General features: G+C 54.3%; 9 protein-coding genes and 1 pseudogene. 8 read left to right on the plus strand and 2 right to left on the minus strand.

Going from position 1 to position 12,314, the window contains the following annotated elements; translation table 11 throughout:
* Positions 1-15: 15 nt before the first annotated feature.
* Complete coding sequence (gene zapA / locus GFB57_RS08730) at positions 16-345, minus strand: cell division protein ZapA (RefSeq protein ID WP_003026980.1); 330 nt, start codon at positions 343-345, stop codon at positions 16-18.
* A gap of 167 nt (positions 346-512) precedes the next feature.
* On the opposite strand from zapA, the gene GFB57_RS08735 reads away from it, so the two are divergent.
* From GFB57_RS08735 to GFB57_RS08770, 8 genes and pseudogenes are all read left to right on the plus strand, one after another.
* On the plus strand, positions 513-1,091 hold the full coding sequence (locus GFB57_RS08735) for a YecA family protein (protein WP_003026978.1): 579 nt from the start codon (positions 513-515) through the stop codon (positions 1,089-1,091).
* A 24-nt stretch (positions 1,092-1,115) separates the two neighbouring features.
* Positions 1,116-2,441 (plus strand): Xaa-Pro aminopeptidase, encoded by a 1,326-nt coding sequence (gene pepP, locus GFB57_RS08740; RefSeq protein ID WP_003026976.1) that lies wholly within the window; start codon positions 1,116-1,118, stop codon positions 2,439-2,441.
* Positions 2,438-3,616, plus strand: coding sequence for a 2-octaprenyl-6-methoxyphenyl hydroxylase (gene ubiH, locus GFB57_RS08745; protein WP_003026973.1), 1,179 nt, complete (start codon positions 2,438-2,440; stop codon positions 3,614-3,616). Before pepP ends, ubiH begins: the two co-directional genes overlap by 4 nt.
* 139 nt (positions 3,617-3,755) lie before the next feature.
* On the plus strand, positions 3,756-4,958 hold the full coding sequence (gene ubiI, locus GFB57_RS08750; protein ID WP_003026970.1) for an FAD-dependent 2-octaprenylphenol hydroxylase: 1,203 nt from the start codon (positions 3,756-3,758) through the stop codon (positions 4,956-4,958).
* A 452-nt stretch (positions 4,959-5,410) separates the two neighbouring features.
* Positions 5,411-6,505, plus strand: a complete 1,095-nt coding sequence (gene gcvT, locus GFB57_RS08755; protein WP_003026967.1) for a glycine cleavage system aminomethyltransferase GcvT — start codon at positions 5,411-5,413, stop codon at positions 6,503-6,505.
* 25 nt (positions 6,506-6,530) lie between these two features.
* Positions 6,531-6,920 (plus strand): glycine cleavage system protein GcvH, encoded by a 390-nt coding sequence (gcvH, locus tag GFB57_RS08760; RefSeq protein WP_003026965.1) that lies wholly within the window; start codon positions 6,531-6,533, stop codon positions 6,918-6,920.
* A gap of 131 nt (positions 6,921-7,051) precedes the next feature.
* Positions 7,052-9,925, plus strand: a complete 2,874-nt coding sequence (gene gcvP / locus GFB57_RS08765; RefSeq protein WP_290366960.1) for an aminomethyl-transferring glycine dehydrogenase — start codon at positions 7,052-7,054, stop codon at positions 9,923-9,925.
* Positions 9,926-9,986: 61 nt separating this feature from the next.
* Positions 9,987-10,727, plus strand: a pseudogene (locus GFB57_RS08770) (SDR family oxidoreductase); the annotation flags it as partial.
* 44 nt (positions 10,728-10,771) lie between these two features.
* Here the strand turns inward: GFB57_RS08770 and bglA are convergent.
* A complete protein-coding gene (gene bglA / locus GFB57_RS08775; protein ID WP_003026956.1) occupies positions 10,772-12,205 on the minus strand; it encodes a 6-phospho-beta-glucosidase BglA in 1,434 nt (477 codons plus the stop codon).
* Positions 12,206-12,314: the final 109 nt, after the last annotated feature.

The raw sequence follows: 12,314 nt of genomic DNA on the forward strand, positions 1-12,314 counted from the left end.
GTAAACCGAAAAGTGTTATTCAAAGTTTTGGCCCGTTTTTTCGGTTATGCGACCCTGATCAAGCAACGCCTGTTCGATGGTCTGTTGTAGCATCCGAATACGTTGTTCCATGCTCGCCGCGTACTCACGCGTCTTCGCTTTTTCCTGAGTTAATTCATAGCTGATGTTCAACGCGGCGATGAAAACCAACTGCTCAGTATTTGTGACTCTAGTGCGAACTTTCAGATCTTGCAATCGCTGATTGAGATCGTCCGCAGCCTGATTCAACGCATCCCTTTGTTCAGGCGGGCAATTCACTCGCAGTGAACGGCCAAATATTTGGATATCGACGGGTTGTGCAGACATGCCACCTTCCTGCTGATTGACTGCGCTGCCTTCGTCTCCAGACCGTGGGTCCGCGAAGGGGCGACACTATAGCTACCCTGGTATCAAGATACAAGCCCTTTTCTGGTCCACCAGGGTCCAAAGTGGTAGCATACCATGAATATTCCTCCCTTTGATGACGAATGCTTATGTCTATACAGAACGAAATGCCTGGTTACAACGAAGTTAGCCAGTTTTTGAACCAACAAGGGGCTGGATTAACCCCGGCCGAAATGCACGGCTTGATAAGCGGAATGATTTGCGGTGGAAACAACGACAGCTCATGGCAGCCGCTGTTGCACGACCTGACGAACGAAGGTCTGGCCTTTGGTCACGAGCTGGCTCAGGCGCTGCTGAAAATGCACTCTGCCACCAGCGATGCCCTCGAAGACGACGGCTTCCTTTTTCAGCTTTATCTGCCTGAAGGGGATGACGTCAGCGTGTTCGATCGCGCCGATGCGCTGGCGGGATGGGTAAACCACTTTTTGCTGGGCCTTGGCGTCACGCAGCCGAAGCTCGACAAAGTAACCGGCGAAACCGGGGAAGCGATTGACGACCTGCGCAATATCGCGCAGTTAGGGTATGACGAAGACGAAGATCAGGAAGAGCTGGAAATGTCGCTCGAAGAGATCATCGAATACGTGCGCGTAGCCGCTTTGCTGTGTCATGACACGTTTACGCGTCAGCAGCCGACTGCGCCGGAAGTTCGTAAACCGACTCTGCACTAAGAACGAAACGCAAAGGAGAGTGTGATGAGCGAGATATCTCAGCAAGAATTCCAGCGTCGTCGCCAGGCTTTACTGGCACAAATGCAGCCCGGCAGCGCCGCGCTGATTTTTGCCGCGCCTGAAGCGACGCGCAGCGCGGACAGTGAATACCCGTACCGCCAAAGCAGTGATTTCTGGTACTTCACCGGTTTTAACGAACCTGAAGCCGTGCTGGTGCTGATTAAAAGCGATGACACTCATAACCATAGCGTTTTGTTCAATCGGGTTCGCGATCTGACGGCGGAGATCTGGTTTGGTCGCCGTCTGGGCCAGGATGCTGCCCCGGCAAAACTTGGCGTTGACCGGGCGCTGGCCTTCAGTGAAATCAACCAACAGCTGCACCTGTTGCTCAATGGCCTGGACGCGGTGTACCACGCACAGGGCGAATATGCCTGGGCCGACGAGATTGTGCACACGGCGCTGGATAAACTGCGTAAAGGCTCCAGACAAAATCTGCACGCACCTGCCGCGATTATCGACTGGCGTCCAATGGTGCATGAGATGCGCCTGTTCAAATCACCGGAAGAGATTGCGGTCATGCGTCGTGCCGGAGAAATCACCGCGCTGGCGCATACCCGTGCGATGGAAAAATGCCGTCCGGGAATGTTTGAATACCAGTTAGAAGGGGAGATTCACCACGAATTTACCCGCCATGGTGCGCGTTATCCGTCCTATAACACGATTGTCGGCAGCGGTGAAAACGGCTGTATCCTGCATTACACCGAAAATGAAAGTGAAATGCGCGATGGCGATTTGGTGCTGATCGACGCTGGCTGTGAATACAAAGGCTATGCGGGCGACATTACGCGTACCTTTCCGGTAAATGGTAAATTTACCCCAGCACAGCGTGAAATCTACGATATCGTGCTGGAATCCTTAGAGACCAGCCTGCGTCTGTATCGTCCCGGAACGTCCATTCAGGAAGTCACTGGCGAAGTGGTGCGCATCATGATTACGGGTCTGGTGAAACTCGGTATTTTGCACGGTGATGTCGATCAGTTGATTACCGAAAATGCACATCGCCCATTCTTTATGCATGGTCTAAGCCACTGGCTTGGGCTGGATGTGCACGACGTCGGCGTTTATGGTCAGGACCGCTCACGTATTCTTGAGCCGGGAATGGTGCTCACCGTCGAGCCGGGACTGTATATCGCGCCAGACGCCGATGTACCGCCGGCTTATCGTGGTATCGGCATTCGTATTGAGGATGACATTCTCATCACCGAGGACGGCAATGAAAACCTGACCGCCAGCGTAGTGAAGAAAGCGGATGACATTGAAGCCTTAATGGCTGCGGCGCGACTGCAATGAGCGTGATTATCGTTGGTGGTGGTATGGTTGGCGCGACGCTGGCGTTGGCCATTTCTCAGCTCAGCCATGGGACTCTGCCGGTTCATCTGATAGAAGCGAGCGAACCTGAAACTGACCGCCATCCCGGGTTTGATGCCAGGGCGATCGCTCTGGCGGCAGGAACCTGCCAACAGCTGGCGCGAATTGGCGTATGGCAGGCGATTGCCGATTGCGCAACGGCCATTAAAACGGTTCACGTCAGCGATCGCGGTCATGCCGGATTTGTGACGCTGGATGCGCAGGAATACCGTATTCCGGCTCTGGGCCAGGTGGTAGAACTGCACGACGTCGGGCTGCGTCTGTTTGCGCTGCTGCGCAAAGCACCGGGCGTCACATTGCACTGCCCCGATCGCGTAGCCAGCGTGTCGCGCACACAGGAGCGCGTAGAAGTTACGCTGGAAAATGGCGAAGTGATTGATGGTCGCCTGCTGGTGGCCGCCGACGGTACGCGCTCCGCACTGGCTACCGCCTGCGGTGTTGACTGGCTGCAACAGCCTTATGAGCAACTGGCGGTAATTGCCAATGTCACGACCTCTGTACCGCACGACGGGCGAGCGTTTGAACGCTTCACGCAATATGGTCCGCTGGCAATGCTGCCGATGTCTGACGGTCGCTGCTCGCTGGTGTGGTGCCATCCGCTGGAGCAGCGTGATGAGATTATGGCCTGGTCCGACGAACAGTTTTGCCGTGAACTACAAACCGCTTTTGGCTGGCGACTAGGACGTATTACCCAGGCCGGTAAACGCAGCGCCTATCCGCTTTCGTTAACTACAGCGCTGAAAGCGATTACCCATCGTACCGTGCTGGTAGGGAACGCCGCCCAGACGCTGCATCCCATTGCCGGGCAAGGTTTCAACCTGGGCTTGCGTGACGTAATGAGCCTGGCTGAGACGTTGACGCAGGCGGAAAACGGCGCGGAAGATGTGGGTGATTATGCGGTGCTGGCACGCTATCAGCAGCGCCGCGAAAGCGATCGTGATACGACGATTGGTGTGACCAATAATTTAGTGTATTTGTTTGCCAATCACTGGGCCCCGCTGGTTGTTGGGCGTAATGCCGGGCTGATGGCGATGGAATTATTCACCCCTGCGCGCGATGCGCTGGCGGAGCGGACCCTGGGCTGGGTTGCGCGCTAAATATAACCTGTAGGCCGAATTAAAGAAGTAGGCCTGATAAGCGCAGCGCCATCAGGCAATGTCGCGGAATTGATGCCGGATGGCGGCTTTGCCTTATCCGGCCTACGGTTTTTGATTGTCCTATTTTCAGGAGCAAACAGTGCAAAGTGTTGATGTAGCAATTGTTGGTGGCGGCATGGTAGGACTGGCGGTTGCCTGCGGCTTACAGGGCAGCGGGTTGCGCGTTGCTGTATTAGAACAACATGTTCCGCAGCCGTTGGCGGCGGATGCACCTCCTCAGCTTCGTGTTTCGGCCATTAATGCCGCCAGCGAAAAACTGCTTACCCGTCTTGGCGTCTGGTCCGACATTGTTGCCCGTCGCGCTTGCTGCTACCACGGCATGGAAGTCTGGGACAAAGACAGCTTTGGGCGTATTGCGTTTGATGACCAGAGCATGGGCTACAGTCATTTGGGGCACATTGTCGAAAACTCAGAGATTCATTATGCGCTGTGGCAAAAGGCGCAGCGTTCAGCGGATATTACGCTGATGGCACCTGCTGAATTACAGCAGGTGGCCTGGGGTGAGAACGAAGCATTTCTGACCCTGAAAGATGGCGCAATGCTGACGGCCCGCCTGGTCGTCGGTGCTGATGGTGCTAACTCCTGGCTGCGCAACAAAGCGGATATTCCGCTCACCTTCTGGGATTATCGTCATCATGCGCTGGTGGCGACTATCCGTACGCAGGAAGCGCACGGTGCGGTTGCGCGTCAGGCGTTTCACGGCGAGGGGATCCTGGCATTCCTGCCGCTCAGCGATCCACACCTGTGTTCTATCGTCTGGTCGCTCTCGCCGCAGGAAGCAGAACGTATGCAGCAGGCAAGCATTGACGAGTTTAATCAGGCGCTGAATATCGCTTTTGATAATCGTCTGGGGCTGTGCAGCCTTGAAAGCGAACGTCAGGCGTTTCCGCTGACGGGACGTTATGCCCGTCAGTTCGCCGCCCATCGTCTGGCGCTGGTGGGGGATGCGGCGCATACCATCCACCCGCTGGCGGGTCAGGGGGTTAACCTTGGCTTTATGGATGCGGCGGAGTTGATCGATGAACTTAAGCGGCTACAACGTCAGGGTAAAGATATTGGGCAGTATCTCTATTTACGCCGCTACGAGCGCAGCCGTAAGCACAGCGCAGCGCTGATGCTGGCAGGGATGCAGGGATTCCGTGAACTGTTTGCAGGCGAGAATCCGGCGAAAAAACTGCTACGTGATATTGGGCTGAAACTGGCCGATACCCTCCCGGGCGTAAAACCACAACTCATCCGTCAGGCGATGGGACTGAACGATCTTCCCGAGTGGTTACGTTAGTGTCCGTAAGGACAATCTTAAGAGTTTGAGACCCGTCACACTTTCCTCTCCCGGCCTGCGCGCCGGGGTGCTTCTCTCATTTGAAATAATCTAATTCCACGCCTTTTTTCGCATTAGTTTTTTTAATATCACGTTTTTTTCATAACGCCATTTTTGACATTTTTTCCACATTTAATGTGGATTGGTGCTGTAAGTTTGCGCTTATCTTTGTTTGTTATTCTGATTTCTTACTATATACATGGAGTTTTATTCTGTTGCCGATCTGGCTGTTTTTCGCCATAAGCTAATGTGATGGTTAATTTTGACTTATGGTTTAGCGTCTGTTTCGGTGGTAAGTTCAGGACAAAGAGAACGTTTGCGTCGTAGCCCCTGGAGCGGCTGCGGTGCTGGGTTTCGTGGCGAAAATTTCACCGCGAAAGAGTTGGTAGCCCCGCTTATTCAACGAGGAAAAGATGGCTCAACAGACTCCTTTGTACGAACAACACACGCTATGTGGCGCGCGCATGGTCGATTTCCATGGCTGGATGATGCCACTGCATTACGGTTCTCAGCTCGATGAACACCATGCTGTTCGCACCGATGCCGGAATGTTTGATGTGTCGCATATGACCATCGTCGACCTGCGCGGTAGCCGCACCCGGGAGTTCTTGCGTTATCTGCTGGCAAACGACGTCGCAAAGCTAACGAAGACGGGTAAAGCCCTCTACTCCGGTATGCTTAACGCTTCGGGCGGCGTGATAGATGACCTGATTGTCTACTACTTCACTGAAGATTTCTTCCGCCTCGTTGTAAACTCCGCCACCCGCGAAAAAGACCTCTCCTGGATTACCCAACACGCTGAACCTTACGCCATCGACATCACCGTTCGTGACGACCTGTCGCTGATTGCGGTACAGGGTCCAAACGCACAGGAAAAAGCAGCTACGTTGTTTACTGACGAGCAGCGTCAGGCGGTAGCAGGCATGAAGCCGTTCTTCGGCGTTCAGGCGGGCGACTTGTTTATCGCAACCACCGGTTATACCGGCGAAGCAGGCTATGAAATTGCAATGCCGAATGAAAAAGCGGCAGATTTCTGGCGTGCGCTGGTACAAGCAGGTGTCAAACCTTGCGGTCTCGGCGCACGTGACACGCTGCGTCTGGAAGCGGGCATGAACCTGTACGGTCAGGAGATGGACGAAGGCATCTCTCCACTGGCGGCTAACATGGGCTGGACCATCGCATGGGAACCGGCTGACCGCGACTTTATCGGTCGTGAAGCGTTAGAAATGCAGCGTGAAAAAGGCCACGAACAACTGGTCGGGCTGGTGATGACCGAGAAAGGCGTGCTGCGTAATGAACTGCCGGTGCGCTTCACCGATGCTTCCGGCAACCAGCAGGAAGGCATTATCACCAGCGGGACATTCTCTCCAACTCTTGGTTACAGCATCGCGTTGGCGCGAGTCCCTGCGGGTATCGGTGAAACTGCGATCGTGCAGATCCGTAACCGCGAAATGCCGGTAAAAGTGACTAAACCTGTTTTTGTGCGTAACGGCAAAGCCGTCGCGTAATTCATCCTTTTTTGGAGATTGATTGATGAGCAACGTACCTGCAGAACTGAAATACAGCAAAGAACACGAATGGCTGCGCAAAGAAGCTGACGGCTCTTACACCGTTGGTATCACCGAACACGCTCAGGAGCTGTTAGGTGACATGGTTTTCGTTGACCTGCCAGAAGTTGGCGCAACCGTCAGCGCGGGCGATGATTGTGCCGTTGCGGAGTCCGTAAAAGCGGCATCCGATATCTATGCGCCAGTAGGTGGTGAGATTGTGGCGGTTAACGACGCGCTCAGCGACTCCCCGGAACTGGTCAACAGCGAGCCGTATGCGGGCGGCTGGATTTTCAAAATCAAAGCCAGCGATGAAAGCGAAATTGAATCGCTGCTGGATGCGACCGCATATGAAGCATTGTTAGAAGACGAGTAAATACGCTTTTGCCGGATGGCGCTGCGCTTATCCGGCCTACAAAGCATGCGTAGACCCGGTAAGCGCTAGCGCTGCCGGGCTCGTAGACAGAGACAATCACGATTCACTGCACGTTTCAGGAACCATCGCCCATGACACAGACGTTAAGCCAGCTTGAAAACAGCGGCGCTTTCATTGAACGCCACATCGGACCGGACGCCGCGCAGCAGCAAGAGATGCTGAATGCGGTTGGCGCCGAGTCGTTAAACGCGCTGATCGGCCAGATTGTGCCGAAAGACATTCAGCTCGCAACCCCGCCGCAGGTGGGCGAGGCGGCGACCGAATACGCTGCGCTGGCTGAATTAAAAGCCATTGCTGGGCGTAACAAGCGCTTCACGTCCTACATTGGCATGGGCTACACCGCCGTGCAGTTGCCACCGGTTATCCTGCGCAACATGCTGGAAAACCCGGGCTGGTACACTGCGTATACGCCGTATCAGCCAGAAGTTTCTCAGGGGCGTCTGGAAGCGCTGCTCAACTTCCAACAGGTCACACTGGATCTGACGGGGCTGGATATGGCTTCCGCTTCTCTGCTGGATGAAGCCACCGCGGCGGCTGAAGCGATGGCGATGGCAAAACGCGTCAGCAAACTGAAAAACGCCAACCGCTTCTTTGTTGCGGCTGATGTTCATCCGCAAACGCTGGATGTTGTGCGTACTCGTGCGGAAACCTTTGGTTTTGACGTGATTGTCGATGACGCGGCGAAAGCACTGGATCACCAGGATGTGTTTGGCGTGCTGTTGCAGCAGGTTGGCACCACCGGTGAAGTGCATGACTACAGCAAACTGATTACCGAGCTGAAATCCCGTAAAGTTGTGGTCAGTGTCGCTGCCGACTTTATGGCGCTGGTACTGCTGACTGCTCCGGGCAAACAGGGCGCGGATATCGTTTTCGGTTCTGCACAACGCTTCGGCGTACCGATGGGTTACGGTGGCCCACACGCGGCATTCTTCGCCGCTAAAGACGAATTCAAACGCTCCATGCCAGGCCGTATTATCGGCGTCTCCAAAGATGCGGCGGGCAATACCGCACTGCGCATGGCGATGCAGACTCGTGAGCAGCATATCCGCCGCGAGAAAGCGAACTCCAACATTTGTACCTCGCAGGTCCTGCTGGCCAACATCGCCAGTCTGTATGCTGTTTATCATGGTCCGGTTGGCCTGAAACGCATTGCTAATCGCATCCACCGCCTGACTGATATCCTGGCAGCCGGTCTGCAACAGAAAGGATTGAAGCTGCGTCATGCACATTACTTCGACACCCTGTGCGTTGAAGTAGCCGATAAGGCCGCAGTACTGGCGCGTGCCGAAGCGGCAGAAATCAACCTGCGTAGCGATATCCATAACGCGGTAGGTATTACGCTCGATGAAACCACCACCCGTGAAAACGTGGTGCAGTTGTTCAATGTACTGCTGGGCGACAGTCACGCTCTGAACATCGATACGCTGGATAAAGACGTGGCGCTCGACAGCCGTTCTATTCAGGAAAGCATGCTGCGTGACGATGCGATCCTCAGCCATCCGGTGTTCAACCGCTATCACAGCGAAACCGAGATGATGCGCTACATGCACTCACTGGAGCGTAAAGATCTGGCGCTGAATCAGGCAATGATCCCGCTGGGTTCCTGCACCATGAAGCTCAACGCCGCTGCCGAGATGATCCCTATCACCTGGCCTGAATTCGCTGAGCTGCATCCGTTCTGCCCGCCAGAGCAGGCTGAAGGTTATCACCAGATGATCGGCCAGCTTTCCGAGTGGCTGGTAAAACTGACCGGTTATGATGTCGTCTGCATGCAGCCGAACTCCGGCGCGCAGGGTGAGTATGCGGGTCTGCTGGCTATTCGTCATTATCACGAAAGCCGTAACGAAGGTCATCGCGATATCTGCTTGATCCCGGCTTCTGCCCACGGTACCAACCCGGCGTCTGCACAGATGGCGGGTATGCAGGTAGTGGTGGTCGCCTGTGATAAGAACGGCAACATCGACCTGGACGATCTGCGAGCAAAAGCAGAACAACATGCCGACAACCTTTCTTGCATCATGGTGACCTACCCATCCACCCACGGCGTTTATGAAGAAACGATCCGTGAAGTGTGCGACGTTGTGCACCAGTTCGGCGGCCAGGTTTACCTGGATGGCGCGAACATGAACGCTCAGGTTGGGATCACCACGCCGGGCTTTATTGGCGCAGATGTCTCGCACCTCAACCTGCATAAAACATTCTGCATTCCGCACGGCGGCGGCGGCCCAGGTATGGGACCGATCGGCGTGAAATCACATCTGGCGCCGTTTGTACCGGGCCACAGCGTAGTGCAGATTGAAGGGATGCTGACCCGTCAGGGCGCAGTTTCTGCGGCGCCGTTCGGTAGCGCATCCATTCTGCCAATCAGTTGGATGTACATCCGTATGATGGGCGCAGAAGGTCTGAAGCAGGCAAGCCAGGTGGCGATTCTTAACGCTAACTACATTGCCAGCCGTCTGAAAGATGCTTATCCGGTACTGTATACCGGTCGCGATGGTCGCGTGGCGCATGAATGTATTCTCGACATTCGTCCACTGAAAGAAGAGACCGGCATCAGCGAACTGGATATTGCCAAGCGTCTAATCGATTACGGTTTCCATGCGCCGACTATGTCATTCCCGGTCGCGGGTACCCTGATGGTTGAACCGACTGAATCTGAAAGCAAAGTGGAACTGGATCGCTTTATCAATGCGATGCTGGCAATCCGCGCTGAGATCGATCGCGTGAAAGCCGGTGAATGGTCACTGGAAGATAACCCGCTGGTTAACTCACCGCACACGCAAAACGAGCTGGTCGCGGAGTGGAATCACGGTTACAGCCGCGAAATCGCCGTCTTCCCGGCGGGTGTGGCGAACAAATACTGGCCAACCGTGAAACGCCTTGATGACGTTTACGGTGACCGTAACCTGTTCTGCTCCTGTGTACCGATGAGCGAATATCAGTAATCTGCTGATTCAACTATCTTTTAAAGGCGCTTCGGCGCCTTTATTTTTTGGGAGAAACGTTATGGCTATAGCATTGGTGACGGGCGGCAGTCGTGGCATTGGTCGAGCAACCGCGCTGCAACTGGCGCAAGAGGGTTACACGGTCGCCGTGAATTTTCATCACAATATTCGTGCGGCAACCGAGGTGGTGAACAACATCGTCGCTGCAGGCGGTAAAGCATTTGCTTTGCGTGCGGATATCAGTGATGAAAGCCAGGTGGTGGCAATGTTTGAGTCTATTGACCGTGAAGGCGAGCAACTGACTGCCCTGGTGAATAATGCCGGGATCTTGTTCGAGCAAAGCACGGTCGAAAACTTAACCGCCGAACGAATTAATCGCGTACTGGCAACCAACGTTACCGGCTATTTTCTGTGCTGTCGGGAAGCGGTAAAGCGCATGTCGTTCAAGCACGGCGGTCAGGGTGGCGCGATTGTAAATGTCTCTTCGGCGGCATCGCGGCTTGGTGCGCCATTCGAATATGTTGATTACGCGGCCTCGAAAGGCGCTGTGGACACGCTCACCACCGGCCTGGCGCTGGAGGTTGCGGCACAAGGGATCCGCGTAAACTGCGTGCGACCTGGTCTTATCTACACTGAAATGCACGCATCAGGCGGCGAGCCGGGAAGAGTCGATCGCGTGAAATCACTGTTGCCTATGCAGCGTGGCGGGCAGCCGGAAGAAGTCGCGCAGGCAATTACCTGGCTGTTGAGCGAGAAGGCATCTTACGTAACGGGCAGTTTTCTGGAACTGGCAGGCGGGAAGTTGGGATTTAATTGCCGGATAGCGCAGCGCCATCCGGCAAAAAATTACAGATTCTCGCCGTTGCTGGCAATCACCTCTTTGTACCAGTCAAAACTCTTCTTTCGTGAACGCGACATATCGCCGGTGCCGTCGTCATGTTTGTTCACGTAGATAAAGCCGTAACGTTTGCTGTACTGACCGGTGGTAAACGATACGCAGTCGATGCAGCCCCATGGCGTGTAGCCCATCAGGTCTACGCCATCATAGGTCACCGCTTTCATCATTTCTTCGATGTGGGCGCGCAGATAGTCGATGCGATAGTCGTCGTTGATGCTGCCGTCTTCTTCTACTTTGTCATAAGCGCCAAACCCGTTTTCAACGATAAACAGCGGCTTCTGGTAGCGTTCATACAGCTCACATAAGGCATAGCGTAGACCGACGGGGTCAATCTGCCAGCCCCAGTCGGAGGCTTTTACATGTGGGTTCGGTACGCTGCCCTCAAAACCAGAAATGGCATCGCCGCTGCCGCCTTCCGCTTTTACCGCGTTGGTCATGTAGTAACTGAATCCGAGATAGTCACAGGTGCCTTCACGCAGGATTTGCTCATCGTTGGCCTCCATTCGGATGTTGAATTCGCGGCGTTCCCACTCGTTCAGTACATATGATGGATAGTAGCCGCGCAGCTGAACGTCAGTGAAAACGTAGCGCTCACGCATCGATTCCTGCGCGAACATCACATCTTCAGGCTTACAGGAGAACGGGTACAGTGGCACCATCGCCAGCATGCAGCCGACTTTCATTTCCGGGTTGATGCGACGTGCCGCCTTTACCGCCAGCGCGCTGGCCACGAACTGGTGATGCAGCACCTGGTACATAGTCTCTTCAGGGTTTTCATGCTCGGTATACACCACGCCGGAGCAGCAATAGCCAAACAGCGGCGCGCGCCAGTTACGCTGGTTGTTGATCTCATTGAAGGTCATCCAGTATTTGACCTTGTGCTTATAGCGCTCAAAAACGACTTCAGCAAAACGGACAAAGAAATCGACGACTTTACGATTGGTCCAGCTACCGTACTGTTGAACCAGGTGCAGCGGCATTTCAAAGTGGGAAAGGGTGATGACTGGTTCAATGTTGTACTTCAGCAGTTCATCGAACATGTCGTCGTAGAACTTTAACCCTTCTTCATTCGGTTGGATTTCGTCCCCTTTGGGGAAGATACGGGTCCAGGCGATGGAGGTACGGAAGCATTTGAACCCCATCTCGGCAAACAGCTTGATGTCTTCTTTGTAATGACTGTAAAAATCGACAGCTTCGTGGTTGGGGTAGTACTTACCGGGCTCAACTTCCTGAGTGATTTCTCGCGGAACACCGTGTGCCCCTCCGGTCAGTACGTCGCAAATGCTGGGGCCTTTGCCACCTTTGTTCCAGCCGCCTTCAACCTGGTGCGCCGCAACCGCGCCGCCCCATAAAAAATCGTTTGGTAAGGTAAGTTTTTTCATCTGCGCTCAGTCTCAAATTAATACAATCTGATTTTGAGTCTAACAAAGGAAAGATAAATGTCACGATATAACAAAATAGCGTAAATGTGATTTGTTACATCAAAAAAAC

This window comes from Citrobacter sp. S39, from assembly GCF_009495675.1.
In the GTDB taxonomy this organism is placed as follows: domain Bacteria; phylum Pseudomonadota; class Gammaproteobacteria; order Enterobacterales; family Enterobacteriaceae; genus Citrobacter; species Citrobacter freundii.